Origin of the sequence: Mycolicibacterium cosmeticum (genome assembly GCF_000613185.1) — a bacterium.
Classification (GTDB): Bacteria; Actinomycetota; Actinomycetes; order Mycobacteriales; family Mycobacteriaceae; genus Mycobacterium; species Mycobacterium cosmeticum.
Genome location: NZ_CCBB010000003.1, coordinates 2231505 through 2245546 on the forward strand (window position 1 = coordinate 2231505; position 14042 = coordinate 2245546).

Consider the following 14042-nt stretch of genomic DNA (forward strand, 5'->3'; position numbering starts at 1 on the left):
CTACCCGGCAGTTCGACGTCCTTTAACGATCCGTCCCGAGAGGCGGAGAAGGAGGTCCGGGTTAATCGTGGGCACCGCTGATGCCGCACACGCCGACCGGGAATTGATGTCCGCCGCCGATGTGAGCCGGACCGTTTCCCGCATCGCGCACCAGATCATCGAAAAGACCGCGCTGGACGCGCCCGACGCGCCGCGCGTGGTGCTGCTCGGCATCCCCACCCGTGGTGTCCTGCTGGCCAACCGGCTGGCCGAGAAGGTCCGCGAGTTCGCGGAGGTCGACCTGGCCCACGGCGCGCTGGACATCACGCTGTACCGCGACGACCTGAACATCAAACCGCCGCGGCCGCTGGAGGTCACCTCGATCCCGTCCGGCGGCATCGACGGTGCGCTGGTGATCCTGGTCGACGACGTGCTCTACTCCGGCCGTTCGGTCCGCTCGGCCTTGGACGCGCTGCGCGATATCGGCAGGCCCCGCGCCGTGCAGCTGGCGGTGCTGGTCGACCGTGGCCACCGCGAGCTGCCGATCCGGGCCGACTACGTCGGCAAGAACGTCCCGACGTCGCGCAGCGAGAACGTCAAGGTGCGCCTGCAGGAGAGCGACGGCTACGACGGTGTGAAGATCGCCCCCTACGGAGGACCGGCTCGGTAATGAAACACCTTCTCTCGGCCGCTGACCTGTCCCGCGACGAGGCGACCGCGATCCTCGACGACGCCGACCGGTTCCGTGAGGCGTTGCTGGGCCGCGAGGTCAAGAAGTTGCCGACGCTGCGCGGGCGCACCGTCATCACGATGTTCTACGAGAACTCCACCCGCACCCGGGTGTCCTTCGAGGTGGCCGGCAAGTGGATGAGCGCCGACGTCATCAATGTCAGCGCCTCGGGCTCCTCGGTGGCCAAGGGCGAATCGCTGCGCGACACCGCCCTGACCCTGCGCGCCGCCGGTGCCGACGCGCTGATCATCCGGCACCCGGCTTCGGGTGCGGCCCAACAACTCTCGAAGTGGACAGTGGAACCCGACGGGACCGGTCCGTCGGTCATCAACGCCGGCGACGGCACCCACCAGCACCCCACCCAGGCTCTGCTGGACGCGCTGACCATCCGGCAGCGGCTCGGCTCGATCGACGGCAGGCGGGTGGTCATCGTCGGCGACATCCTGCACAGCCGGGTGGCGCGGTCCAACGTCGAACTGCTGAGCACCCTCGGTGCGGAGGTGGTGTTGGTGGCACCGCCGACACTGCTGCCGGTCGGGGTCGCGGACTGGCCGGTCAGCGTGTCGCACGAGCTGGACGCCGAACTGCCCGCCGCGGACGCCGTGCTGATGCTGCGGGTGCAGGCCGAGCGGATGAACGGTGGCTTCTTCCCGTCGGCCCGTGAGTATTCGGTGCGCTACGGGTTGAGTGAGAAACGCCTGGCGCGGCTGGCCGAGGACACGGTGGTGCTGCACCCCGGCCCGATGCTGCGCGGCATGGAGATCGCGCACTCGGTGGCCGACGCGCCGCAATCGGCGGTGCTGCAACAAGTTTCCAATGGTGTCCATGTGCGGATGGCGGTGCTGTTCCACCTACTGGTGGGGGCAGAGTCCGAAAAGGCCGGGGTGGTTTCATGACGATTCTGATCAAGGGTGTGCGGCTCTACGGCGAGGGTGAGCCGGTCGATGTGCTGGTGTCCGACGGGCAGATCGCCGAGATCGGCACGGGCGCCTCGGGGGACACCGTGATCGACGCCGCCGGCCAGATCCTGCTGCCCGGTTTCGTCGACCTGCACACCCATCTGCGCGAACCCGGCCGCGAATACGCCGAGGACATCGAAACCGGTTCGGCCGCAGCCGCTCTGGGCGGCTATACGGCGGTGTTCGCGATGGCCAACACCGATCCGGTGGCCGACAGCGCGGTGGTCACCGACCATGTGTGGCACCGCGGGCAGCAGGTCGGCCTGGTCGACGTGCACCCGGTGGGTGCGGTCACCGTCGGGTTGGAGGGCAAGCAGCTCACCGAGATGGGCCTGATGGCCGCCGGGGTGGGGCAGGTGCGGATGTTCTCCGATGACGGCATCTGCGTGCACGATCCGCTGGTGATGCGCCGCGCGCTGGAATACGCCAGCGGGCTCGGGGTGCTGATCGCCCAGCACGCCGAGGAGCCGCGGCTGACCGTGGGTGCCGTCGCGCACGAGGGCCCCAACGCCGCCAAACTGGGACTGGCCGGCTGGCCGCGCTCGGCCGAGGAGTCCATCGTCGCGCGTGACGCGATCCTGGCCCGCGACGCCGGCGCCCGGGTGCACATCTGCCACGCGTCCACCGCGGGCACCGTCGAGCTGCTGAAATGGGCCAAGGGGCAAGGTATCTCGATCACGGCGGAGGTGACCCCGCACCACCTGCTGCTCGACGACGCGGTGCTGGCCGACTACGACGGGCGCAACCGGGTGAACCCGCCGCTGCGCGAGGCCAGTGACGTGGCCGCGCTGCGCCAGGCGCTGGCCGACGGTGTCATCGACTGTGTGGCCACCGACCACGCGCCGCACGCCGAGCACGAGAAGTGTTGCGAGTTCTCGCACGCGCGGCCGGGCATGCTCGGATTGCAGACCGCACTGTCGGTGGTCGTCGAGACGATGGTGGGACCGGGCTTGTTGAGCTGGCGCGACGTCGCCCGGGTGATGAGCGAGGCGCCGGCGGCCATCGTCGGGCTGCCCGATCAGGGCCGCCCGCTGGAGGTCGGCGAACCCGCCAACCTGACCGTCGTCGACCCGGACGCCACCTGGACCGTCAGCGGTCCGGCGCTGGCCAGCCGCTCGGACAACACCCCGTACGAGTCGATGACCCTGCCGGCCACGGTGACGCTGACCCTGCTGCGCGGCAAGATCACCGCACGGGATGGGCACGTCGCCTCATGAACACCCCCACGCTCATCGCGTCGCTGATCATGGCCGCCGTGCTGGCGGTGCTGATCGGTTTCCTGATCCGGCAGATGCTGCGCGGCTGGCTGCATCGCGCGCAGCGCCAGGCCGAGCTGATCGGGACGTTGCCGGCACTGCCGGACACGGTGGGGCCGGCGCTGATCGGCCCGACCAAGGGGCTCTACGTCGGTAGCACCTTGGTGCCGCACTGGAACGACCGGATCGCCGCCGGGGCGCTGGGTTTCCGTGCCAAGGGCGCGCTGACCCGCTACCCGGAGGGAATCATGGTGCAGCGCACCGGCGCCGGGCCGATCTGGATTCCCGACGAGTCGATCGTGGTGATCCGCACCGAGCGGGCCATGACCGGCAAGGCGCTCACCCACGAGGGCATCCTGGCGATCCGCTGGAAGCTGCCGTCGGGAACCGAGATCGATACCGGCTTCCGGGCCGACGACCGCAACGAGAACACCCAATGGGTCAGGGAGGAAGCAGCGTGACCAGCCAGAAGGCAGTGTTGGTGCTGGAGGACGGCCGGGTTTTCACCGGCACCCCGTTCGGCGCGATCGGGCAGACCCTCGGCGAGGCGGTGTTCTCCACCGGCATGTCGGGCTACCAGGAAACCCTGACCGACCCGAGCTATCACCGCCAGATCGTCGTCGCCACCGCACCCCAGATCGGCAACACCGGCTGGAACGGCGAGGACGCCGAAAGCCACGGCGACAAGATCTGGGTCGCCGGCTACGCCGTCCGGGATCCGTCGCCGCGGGCGTCGAACTGGCGCGCGACCGGCACGCTCGAGGACGAGCTGGTGCGCCAGGGCATCGTCGGGATCGCCGGGATCGACACCCGCGCGGTGGTCCGGCATCTGCGCAGCGCCGGCTCGATGAAGGCCGGGGTGTTCTCCGGCGAAAGCCTGGCCGACACCGATGAGCTGGTGGCGCGGGTGCGCAGCCAGCCGTCCATGCTGGGTGCCGACCTGGCCGGTGAGGTGTCCACCGAAAGCCGGTACGTGGTCGAGCCTTTCGGCGAGCGGCGGTTCACCGTGGCGGCCGTCGACCTCGGTATCAAAACCAACACCCCGCGCAACTTCGCCCGCCGCGGCGTACGCAGCCATGTGCTGCCGTCGGCGGCGACCTTCGACGAGATCGCCGACCTCAAGCCCGACGGCGTGTTCCTGTCCAACGGGCCCGGTGATCCGGCCACCGCCGACCACATCGTCGGCGTCACCCGCCAGGTGCTCGAGGCCGGGATCCCGTTGTTCGGCATCTGTTTCGGCAACCAGATCCTGGGCCGGGCGCTGGGCCGGTCCACCTACAAGATGACCTTCGGCCACCGCGGCATCAACATCCCGGTGATGGACCATGCCACCGGAAGGGTGGCCGTCACCGCGCAGAACCACGGTTTCGCCCTGGAGGGTGAGGCGGGCGAGGAGTTCGACACCCCGTTCGGCCGCGGCATCGTCAGCCACACCTGTGCCAACGACGGGGTGGTCGAGGGCATCAAGCTGGTCGACGGGCGGGCCTTCTCGGTGCAGTACCACCCGGAGTCGGCCGCCGGTCCGCACGACGCCGAGTACCTGTTCGACCAATTCATCGACCTGATGGCAGGGGAGAAGTAATGCCACGCCGTTCCGACCTCAACCACGTCCTGGTGATCGGGTCCGGGCCGATCCTGATCGGCCAGGCCGCCGAGTTCGACTACTCGGGCACCCAGGCCTGCCGCGTGCTGCGCGCCGAGGGGTTGCAGGTCACCCTGATCAACTCCAACCCGGCGACCATCATGACCGACCCGGAGTACGCCGACCACACCTACGTCGAGCCGATCACCCCGGCCTTCGTGGAGAAGGTGATCGCCCAGCAGGCCGAGCGCGGCAACAAGATCGACGCCGTGCTGGCCACCCTGGGTGGGCAGACCGCGCTGAACACCGCCGTCGCGCTGTACGAGAACGGTGTGCTGGAGCGCTACGGCGTCGAAATGATCGGTGCCGACTTCGACGCCATCCAGCGCGGCGAGGACCGGCAGAAGTTCAAGGACATCGTCGCCAAGGTGGGCGGTGAATCAGCCCGCAGCCGGGTGTGTTTCACCATGGACGAGGTCCGCGAGACGGTGGCCGACCTCGGGTTGCCCGTCGTCGTCCGCCCCAGCTTCACCATGGGCGGGCTCGGCTCGGGCATGGCGTATTCGGCCGAGGATGTCGAACGGATGGCCGGCGACGGCCTGGCGGCGTCCCCGTCGGCGAATGTGCTGATCGAGGAATCGATCTACGGCTGGAAGGAATTCGAGCTCGAGCTGATGCGCGACCACCACGACAACGTGGTGGTGGTGTGCTCGATCGAGAACTTCGACCCGATGGGCGTGCACACCGGTGATTCGGTGACCGTCGCCCCGGCGATGACGCTGACCGACCGCGAATACCAGGTGATGCGTGATCTGGGCATCGCGATCCTGCGCGAGGTCGGCGTCGACACCGGTGGCTGCAACATCCAATTCGCCATCAACCCGAAAGACGGCCGGCTCATCGTCATCGAGATGAACCCCCGGGTGTCGCGGTCCAGCGCGCTGGCGTCCAAGGCCACCGGCTTCCCGATCGCCAAGATCGCCGCCAAGCTGGCCATCGGGTACACCCTGGACGAGATCGTCAACGACATCACCAAGGAAACCCCGGCCTGTTTCGAACCCACGCTGGACTATGTCGTGGTCAAGGCGCCCCGGTTCGCCTTCGAGAAGTTCCCGGGTGCCGACCCGACGCTGACCACCACCATGAAATCGGTGGGCGAGGCGATGTCGTTGGGCCGCAACTTCATCGAGGCGCTCGGTAAGGTGATGCGCTCGCTGGAGAACAAGCGGGCGGGCTTCTGGACCGGACCGGACCGCGACGCCACCCTCGACGAGCTGCTCGCCGATCTGCGGACGGCCACCGACGGGCGGATCTACGACATCGAGCAGGCGCTGCGCCTGGGCGGCACCGTCGAGCAGGTCGCCGAGGCCTCCGGGGTGGACCCCTGGTTCGTCGACCAGATCGCCACGCTGGTGGCGCTGCGCGCCGAACTGGTCGACGCGCCGGTGCTGGACGTGGCGCTGCTGCGCCGGGCCAAGCACAGCGGTCTGTCCGACCGCCAGATCGCCGCGCTGCGACCGGAACTCGCCGGTGAGGCCGGGGTGCGGGCGCTGCGCGAACGGCTCGGCATCCACCCGGTGTACAAGACGGTGGACACCTGCGCCGCCGAGTTCGAGGCCCGCACGCCGTACCACTACAGCAGCTACGAGCTGGACCCGGCGGCCGAGACCGAGGTGGCCCCGCAGACCGAGAAGCCCAAGGTGCTGATCCTCGGGTCGGGCCCCAACCGGATCGGGCAGGGCATCGAATTCGACTACAGCTGCGTGCACGCGGCCACCACGCTGAGCGCCGCCGGGTTCGAGACCGTCATGGTCAACTGCAATCCCGAGACGGTGTCCACCGACTACGACACCGCCGACCGGCTGTACTTCGAGCCGCTGACGTTCGAGGACGTGCTGGAGGTCTACTACGCCGAGCAGGCATCCGGGGCCGGCGGCCCGGGCGTGGTCGGGGTGATCGTGCAGCTGGGCGGCCAGACCCCGCTGGGACTGGCCGAGCGGCTGGAGAAGGCCGGGGTGCCGATCGTGGGCACCAGCCCCAAGGCCATCGACCTGGCCGAGGACCGCGGCGAATTCGGTGAGGTGCTGCGCAGCGCCGGCCTGCCCGCGCCCCGGTTCGGCACCGCGACCAGCTTCGAGCAGGCTCGCCGGATCGCCGCCGACATCGGCTACCCGGTGCTGGTGCGGCCGTCCTACGTGCTGGGTGGGCGCGGCATGGAGATCGTCTACGACGAGGAGACACTGGAGGGCTACATCGCCAGGGCCACCGAGCTGTCCCCGGAGCATCCGGTGCTGGTGGACCGGTTCCTGGAGGACGCCATCGAGATCGACGTCGACGCGCTGTGCGACGGCACCGAGGTGTACATCGGCGGCGTGATGGAGCACATCGAGGAGGCCGGTATCCACTCCGGTGACTCGGCGTGCGCGCTGCCGCCGGTCACCCTGGGCCGCACCGATATCGAGAAGGTCCGCCAGGCCACCGAGGCGATCGCGCACGGTATCGGCGTGGTCGGGCTACTCAACGTGCAGTACGCGCTCAAGGACGATGTGCTCTACGTCCTGGAGGCCAACCCGAGAGCGAGCCGCACCGTTCCCTTCGTGTCCAAGGCCACCGCCGTGCCGCTGGCCAAGGCCTGCGCCCGGGTCATGCTGGGCACCAGCATCGCCCAGTTGCGTTCGGAGGGTGTGCTGGCCGCCGAGGGTGACGGCGCCACCGCGGCGCCGGACGCGCCGATCGCGGTGAAGGAAGCCGTGCTGCCGTTCCACCGGTTCCGCAAAGCCGATGGCTCCCAGGTGGATTCGCTGCTGGGCCCGGAGATGAAGTCCACCGGTGAGGTGATGGGCATCGACCGTGACTTCGGCACCGCCTTCGCCAAGAGCCAGACCGCCGCCTACGGGTCGCTGCCTGCCTCGGGCACCGTGTTCGTGTCGGTGGCCAACCGGGACAAGCGCTCGCTGGTGTTCCCGGTGAAGCGCCTCGCCGATCTCGGATTCCGGGTGCTGGCCACCGAGGGTACCGCGGAGATGTTGCGCCGCAACGGTATTCCGTGCGAGGTGGTGCGCAAGAATTTCGAGGAGCCGGGTGCCGGGCGGCCCGAGGTGTCCGCGGTGGACGCCATCCGGGCCGGTCAGGTGGACATGGTGATCAACACCCCGTACGGCAACTCCGGGCCACGGATCGACGGCTACGAGATCCGGTCGGCCGCGGTGTCGGTGAACATCCCGTGCGTGACGACGGTGCAGGGCGCGTCGGCCGCCGTGCAGGGCATCGAGGCCGGCATCCGCGGTGATATCGGGGTGCGGTCGCTGCAGGAGCTGCACAGCCAGTTGGGCGCGACCCCGTGAGCCCGTTCGGGACGCGGCTCGCCGAGGCCGTCGCGGCCCGGGGGCCGCTGTGCCCGGGCATCGACCCGCATCCCGAACTGCTCACCTCGTGGGGGCTGCCGGTGTCGGTGGACGGTCTGCGCCGGTTCGCCGGCATCTGTGTCGAGGCGTTCGGCGGGTTCGCGATCGTCAAACCGCAGGTGGCCTTCTTCGAAGCCTTTGGGGCGGCCGGGTTTTCGGTATTGGAAGAGACCATTGCCGGGCTGCGCGCCGCCGGTGTGCTGGTGCTCGCCGACGCCAAACGCGGTGACATCGGTTCCACGATGGCCGCGTACGCGCGCGCCTGGGTGGGCGACTCGCCGCTGGCGGCGGACGCCGTGACGGCCTCGCCGTACCTCGGCTTCGAATCGCTGCGCCCGCTGCTGGACACCGCCGCCGGCCACGGCAGGGGAGTGTTCGTACTGGCGGCCACCTCGAATCCGGAGGGCGCGACCGTGCAGCGGGCTCTGCTGGGCGGGCAGGCGGGCGGGCGCACCGTCGCCCAGTCCGTCATCGACGCGGCCGCGGCGGAGAATCGGGCGAATGCGTCCGGCGGCCCCGGCTCGGTGGGGGTGGTGATCGGCGCGACGCTGACCGAGCTGCCCGACCTGAGCGCCTTCGACGGTCCGGTGCTGGCCCCCGGGCTCGGCGCGCAGGGTGGCCGTCCCGAGGATTTGGGCCGGCTCGGCGCCAGGGTGCTGCCCGCGGTGTCCCGGGAGGTGTTGCGCGCCGGACCGGATGTGGCGGCGTTGCGGGCGCGCGCCGAGCAGTTGCGCGACGCGGTCGCCTACCTGGCCTGACGGCGGTGCCGGACGGCGACGATCAGTGCCGCCGCGGCACCCGCGACGAGCACACCCAGCAGCACCGCCCCGGTGAGGTCCCCGTGGTTGCGGGTGCGCAAGATCACCTGCTGGTAGTCGGTGTCGGTTTCGGCACGGGCGAACAGGTAGTCGTCGTCGATGTCCTGCGGGGCGTTCAGGTGATTGGTCCAGCGGGTCAGGTAGCGCCGGCCGTCCAGATACGGCGCCAGCACCGCACTGTCCACCGGACCCGCGAACTGCAGCGTGGGCGCGTTGCCGGCGACGGGCACCCGGATCGGATCCATCCGGTGCGCGGCCAGCAGGTAGAGGTCGACGGTCTGCGGGGCGGTGGCCGACCGGGACAGCCGCATCGGGTACACGACCTTGTCCGCCTTGTCCATGGCGAACGACAGCCGTAGCGGCTGCAGCGACCCGGTCAGTGCCGCGCCGGCGGCGCCGGGCACCAGCTGGACCGCGACGATCTCCCAGCCCTCGGCGACATACGGCGCCAGGTTGGCGTCGAGTCCGTCCGGGTGCGGGAAGCCCTTGTCGGCCAGCCACCCGGCCAGCGCGGCCGGATCGTCCCCGCGCAGTCTCGTCACGTCGAAAGGCCCGATGCGCTGGCTGGACAGCACGTGCACCCCGGCACCGGGTGCCGCCCCGGCCGTCTCCACGGCCCCGGTCGCGCCCTGCTGCAGCCAGTCGAAGGTCGGCCACCAGCTGTCCCGGTATTCGACGCGTGGCGCGGTGAGCCGGGCCAGCTCGCCGAAGACGGCGGTGTCCCCGAGGCTGACCTGCGCGGCCGACGGCACCGGCATCACCCAGGCGGCCCGGTCCGAGCTGCCCGTGACACCTAGCGACATCAGGATGTCCTCCCGCGACCCGTCCCAGGCGACCAGCGCCCGCTCGTCGACCACGGCGGCTCCGGCCCGGTCGGGAATGTAGGCACCGCAACCGCAGGCCCACGCCGGTGCGGCGGTGTGCGCGACGAGCGCGGCCAGCAGCATCAGTGCGGCACAAAACGACCGGTGGGCGACCCGCATCGGCATGAAACTACCGGTCGTGCGGCGCCGTGACGACCGGATCGACCGGCCGCCCGGCCCCCGTCGCACGGCCCCGACACGCCGACGCGCCGTGACCAGCAAGAATTTCTTATCCGACCGCCAGAATCGCCGGATCGGCGACGGCGCCGCGCGGCGGCGATGAACAGGCGACGTCGTCGCCGTAACGCGAAAAGCCCTGGATATGCAGGTAGATCGGGTGTCGGGGTTCTGACCCCGCGGTTGCCGCGGGCAGCCCCGGCTAAGGGCGGCATCCTCCCGCGCGCGCCCTACACGCTGGTCTTTTGGCCCCATTAGCCGGGGGTGGGGTTAGCTTTCGTCAGGATGCGTGGGTACGGTCGTCGTCGCTGGCTGGTTACGTAATCCAGCCGTGATGAAACAACAGATGGCGAGAGACGGAGGAACCCCGTGGCCCTTCCCCAGTTGACCGACGAACAGCGCGCGGCAGCGTTGGAGAAGGCTGCTGCCGCACGTCGAGCGCGAGCCGAGTTGAAGGACCGGCTCAAGCGCGGCGGCACCAACCTCAAGCAGGTGCTCACCGACGCCGAGACCGACGAGGTCTTGGGCAAGATGAAGGTCTCCGCGTTGCTGGAGGCGTTGCCGAAGGTGGGCAAGGTCAAGGCTCAGGAGATCATGACCGAGCTGGAGATCGCCCCGACCCGCCGCCTGCGCGGCCTCGGCGACCGTCAGCGCAAGGCCCTCCTGGAGAAGTTCGACTTCTCCTGAGCACGGACCCAACGAATAAGTGAACACTGGTGGAGGGCCGGGCAGGGCTGCCGTGGTGGTGCTGTCCGGCCCGTCCGCCGTCGGGAAGTCCACGGTGGTGCGCTGCCTGCGCGACCGGATTCCCGACCTGTATTTCAGCGTGTCCGCGACGACACGCGCGCCGCGGCCCGGTGAGGTCGACGGCGTCGACTACCGGTTTGTCAGCGCCGAGCAGTTCCAGCATCTGATCGACGCCGGTGAACTGCTGGAATGGGCCGAAATCCACGGCGGCCTGCATCGCTCGGGCACCCCGGCCGCGCCCGTCCGCACGGCCGTTGCCAACGGTGCGCCCGTCCTGATCGAGGTGGACCTGGCCGGGGCGCGCGCCGTCAAGGCGGCGATGCCCGAGGTCACGACGGTGTTCCTCGCGCCCCCGAGCTGGGAGGCGCTGGAGGAACGGTTGATCGGCCGCGGTACCGAGAGCCCTGAGGTGCAGGCCAGGCGGCTGGCCACGGCACGCGCCGAACTGGCCGCCCAGACCGACTTCGACGTGGTGGTGGTCAACAGCCAATTGGAGTCGGCGTGCGCGGAATTGGTATCCTTGCTGGTGGCCCGCTAACCGACTGGCTTTTCCGGCCGCCTCACGGCCACCAACTGCATCTTCTCTATCACCGATTACAGCCGGGAGAATCTCCGTGACCTCTGTCGAGAACCTCGACGCCGCCAACGCCTACGACACGCCGCTGGGCATCACCAACCCGCCCATCGACGAGCTGCTCGACCGGGCGTCGAGCAAGTACGCCCTGGTGATCTACGCCGCCAAGCGCGCCCGCCAGATCAACGACTACTACAACCAGCTCGGTGACGGCATCCTGGAGTACGTCGGCCCGCTGGTCGAGCCGGGTCTGCAGGAGAAGCCGCTGTCGATCGCGATGCGCGAGATCCACGGCGACCTGCTGGAGCACTCCGAGGGCGGCGAGTAAGCGCACGGCGCCGGCGGGACACATGACCGAACGCAAGCGCATCGTCGTCGGTGTCGCCGGCGGCATCGCTGCCTACAAGGCCTGTACGGTCGTCCGCCAGCTGGCCGAGGCCGGGCATTCCGTCCGTGTCGTCCCCACCGAATCGGCGCTGAGATTCGTCGGCGCCGCCACCTTCGAGGCCCTGTCGGGCCACCCGGTGCACACCGGGGTGTTCGAGAACGTCGACGAGGTTCCGCACGTCCGGATCGGCCAGGAGGCCGATCTGGTGGTGGTGGCACCGGCCACCGCCGACCTGCTGGCCCGCGCCGTCGCCGGTCGCGCCGATGACCTGCTCACCGCGACCCTGCTGACCGCGCGCTGCCCCGTGCTGTTCGCTCCGGCCATGCACACCGAGATGTGGTTCCACCCGGCCACCGTCGACAACGTCGCGACATTGCGCCGACGCGGCGCGGTGGTCCTGGAACCGGCCTCCGGGCGGCTCACCGGCGCCGACACCGGGCCGGGCCGGCTCCCCGAGGCCGAGGAGATCACCACCCTGGCCGGGCTGCTGCTGGAGCGTGGCGACGCCCTGCCGTACGACATGGCCGGGATGAAGGCGCTGGTGACCGCCGGCGGCACCCGCGAGCCGCTGGATCCGGTCCGGTTCATCGGCAACCGCAGTTCGGGCAAGCAGGGCTATGCGATGGCACGGGTGCTCGCCCAGCGGGGCGCCGATGTCACGCTCATCGCGGGCAACACCTCCGGCCTGGTCGATCCGGCCGGCGTGCACGTGGTGCACATCGGGTCGGCGGCCCAGCTGCGTGACGCGGTGTCCAAACATGCTCCCGACGCGAGCGTGCTGGTGATGGCCGCCGCCGTCGCCGACTTCCGGCCCGCCCACGTGGCGACCGCCAAGATCAAGAAAGGTGCCGACGAGCCGACGTCGATCGAGCTGGTCCGCAACGACGATGTCCTGGCCGGCGCTGTGCGTGCCCGCGCCGACGGCCAGCTGCCCAACATGCGCGCCATCGTCGGGTTCGCGGCCGAAACCGGTGACGCCAACGGCGACGTGCTGTTCCACGCCCGGGCGAAGCTGCAGCGCAAGGGGTGCGACCTGCTGGTGGTCAACGCCGTCGGTGACGGCAAGGCGTTCGAGGTGGACGACAACACCGGATGGCTGCTGGGGGCCGACGGCACCGAGGCGGCTTTGCCACACGGCTCGAAGACTTTGATGGCCAGCCGTATCGTGGACGCGATCGGGGCGTTCCTGACAACGGAGTGATCCCGCCGGTATCAACCTGCGGATAAGGGTTGCGCCGGTCGGGGGTTGCGGGTTGGCTCGCAGTGAGCGCGTATACGATTCGACTACCTAACTATCTGGAGGAAAAGGCACTGTGAGCACAGGTCGACTGTTTACCAGCGAGTCGGTCACCGAAGGACACCCCGACAAGATCTGTGACGCGATCAGCGATTCGATCCTCGACTCGCTGCTGGCCGCCGATCCCAAATCGCGTGTCGCAGTCGAGACCGCCGTCACCACCGGCCAGGTGCACGTCATCGGTGAGGTGACCACGTCGGCCAAGGAGGCGTTCGCCGACATCAACGACACCGTGCGCAAGCGCATCCTGGAGATCGGGTACGACTCCTCCGACAAGGGCTTCGACGGCGAGACCGCCGGTGTCAACATCGGCATCGGCCGTCAGTCACCCGATATCGCGCAGGGGGTCGACACCGCGCACGAGACCCGCGTCGAGGGTGCCGGCGATCCGCTGGACCTGCAGGGCGCCGGCGATCAGGGCCTGATGTTCGGCTACGCCATCAAGGACACGCCGGAACTGATGCCGCTGCCGATCGCGCTGGCCCACCGGCTGGCGCGCCGGCTCACCGAGGTGCGCAAGAACGGGGTGCTGGACTACCTGCGCCCCGACGGCAAGACCCAGGTCACCGTGCAGTACGACGGCACCACCCCGGTGCGGCTGGACACCGTCGTGCTGTCCACCCAGCACGCCGCCGGGATCGACCTGGACGGCACCCTCACCCCGGACATCCGGGAGAAGGTCGTCAACACGGTGCTGGCCGACCTCAACCACGAGACCCTGGACACCTCCGATTTCCGGCTGCTGGTCAACCCGACCGGCAAGTTCGTGCTCGGCGGCCCGATGGGCGACGCCGGCCTGACCGGCCGCAAGATCATCGTCGACACCTACGGCGGCTGGGCCCGGCACGGCGGCGGCGCGTTCTCCGGCAAGGATCCGTCGAAGGTGGACCGCTCGGCCGCGTACGCGATGCGCTGGGTGGCCAAGAACGTGGTGGCTGCCGGCCTGGCGGAACGGGTCGAGGTGCAGGTGGCCTACGCCATCGGCAAGGCCGCCCCGGTCGGCCTGTTCGTCGAGACGTTCGGTTCCGAGACGGTGGACCCGGCCCGGATCGAGAAGGCCATCACCGCGGTGTTCGACCTGCGGCCCGGCGCCATCGTCCGCGACCTGGACCTGCTGCGCCCGATCTATGCCCCGACCGCCGCGTACGGGCACTTCGGCCGCACCGATGTCGATCTGCCGTGGGAGCGGCTGGACAAGGTCGACGACCTGAAGGCTTCCGTTTAGTCAGCACTCGCGACCAGGCACAGAGTCCCGCGTTCTCACCCGA

General features: G+C 69.7%; 13 protein-coding genes. 12 read left to right on the plus strand and 1 reads right to left on the minus strand.

From position 1 onward, the window contains the following. Positions 1-67: 67 nt before the first annotated feature. Genes pyrR through pyrF form a run of 7 tightly spaced genes read left to right on the plus strand, consistent with a single transcriptional unit; the run spans position 68 to position 8668 of the window. Positions 68-649 (plus strand): bifunctional pyr operon transcriptional regulator/uracil phosphoribosyltransferase PyrR, encoded by a 582-nt coding sequence (gene pyrR, locus BN977_RS30070; RefSeq protein ID WP_036403726.1) that lies wholly within the window; start codon positions 68-70, stop codon positions 647-649. Next, positions 649-1605 (plus strand): aspartate carbamoyltransferase catalytic subunit, encoded by a 957-nt coding sequence (locus tag BN977_RS30075; RefSeq protein WP_036403728.1) that lies wholly within the window; start codon positions 649-651, stop codon positions 1603-1605. The genes pyrR and BN977_RS30075 overlap by 1 nt, the downstream gene beginning before the upstream one ends. After that, complete coding sequence (locus BN977_RS30080; RefSeq protein WP_036403730.1) at positions 1602-2885, plus strand: dihydroorotase; 1284 nt, start codon at positions 1602-1604, stop codon at positions 2883-2885. The genes BN977_RS30075 and BN977_RS30080 overlap by 4 nt, the downstream gene beginning before the upstream one ends. Beyond that, a complete protein-coding gene (locus BN977_RS30085) occupies positions 2882-3385 on the plus strand; it encodes a PH-like domain-containing protein (protein WP_024452842.1) in 504 nt (167 codons plus the stop codon). Before BN977_RS30080 ends, BN977_RS30085 begins: the two co-directional genes overlap by 4 nt. Further along, on the plus strand, positions 3382-4506 hold the full coding sequence (gene carA / locus BN977_RS30090; protein ID WP_234709690.1) for a glutamine-hydrolyzing carbamoyl-phosphate synthase small subunit: 1125 nt from the start codon (positions 3382-3384) through the stop codon (positions 4504-4506). The genes BN977_RS30085 and carA overlap by 4 nt, the downstream gene beginning before the upstream one ends. Further along, positions 4506-7850: a carbamoyl-phosphate synthase large subunit gene (carB, locus tag BN977_RS30095; RefSeq protein ID WP_036403734.1), complete on the plus strand. Its 3345-nt coding sequence runs from the start codon at positions 4506-4508 to the stop codon at positions 7848-7850. Before carA ends, carB begins: the two co-directional genes overlap by 1 nt. Then, entirely contained in the window at positions 7847-8668 is an 822-nt protein-coding gene (pyrF, locus tag BN977_RS30100) for an orotidine-5'-phosphate decarboxylase (RefSeq protein WP_024452839.1), read from the plus strand. Before carB ends, pyrF begins: the two co-directional genes overlap by 4 nt. On the opposite strand, the gene BN977_RS30105 is transcribed toward pyrF, so the two are convergent. Continuing rightward, on the minus strand, positions 8656-9711 hold the full coding sequence (locus BN977_RS30105; RefSeq protein WP_036404930.1) for a DUF2330 domain-containing protein: 1056 nt from the start codon (positions 9709-9711) through the stop codon (positions 8656-8658). The genes pyrF and BN977_RS30105 overlap by 13 nt on opposite strands. Before the next feature lie 426 nt (positions 9712-10137). Here BN977_RS30105 and mihF point away from each other — a divergent pair, with 426 nt between their 5' ends. The 5 genes from mihF to metK all read left to right on the plus strand — a co-directional run bounded on the left by mihF (position 10138) and on the right by metK (position 13999). Then, positions 10138-10455: an integration host factor, actinobacterial type gene (gene mihF / locus BN977_RS30110; RefSeq protein ID WP_011894593.1), complete on the plus strand. Its 318-nt coding sequence runs from the start codon at positions 10138-10140 to the stop codon at positions 10453-10455. A gap of 19 nt (positions 10456-10474) precedes the next feature. Then, the gene (gmk, locus tag BN977_RS30115; RefSeq protein WP_024452837.1) at positions 10475-11053 is read left to right on the plus strand and encodes a guanylate kinase; all 579 of its coding nucleotides are present in this window, start codon (positions 10475-10477) and stop codon (positions 11051-11053) included. A gap of 55 nt (positions 11054-11108) precedes the next feature. Continuing rightward, positions 11109-11417: a DNA-directed RNA polymerase subunit omega gene (rpoZ, locus tag BN977_RS30120; RefSeq protein WP_036403737.1), complete on the plus strand. Its 309-nt coding sequence runs from the start codon at positions 11109-11111 to the stop codon at positions 11415-11417. Positions 11418-11439: 22 nt separating this feature from the next. After that, positions 11440-12678, plus strand: coding sequence for a bifunctional phosphopantothenoylcysteine decarboxylase/phosphopantothenate--cysteine ligase CoaBC (gene coaBC / locus BN977_RS30125; RefSeq protein ID WP_036403739.1), 1239 nt, complete (start codon positions 11440-11442; stop codon positions 12676-12678). A gap of 112 nt (positions 12679-12790) precedes the next feature. Then, the gene (gene metK, locus BN977_RS30130; RefSeq protein WP_036403741.1) at positions 12791-13999 is read left to right on the plus strand and encodes a methionine adenosyltransferase; all 1209 of its coding nucleotides are present in this window, start codon (positions 12791-12793) and stop codon (positions 13997-13999) included. Positions 14000-14042: the final 43 nt, after the last annotated feature.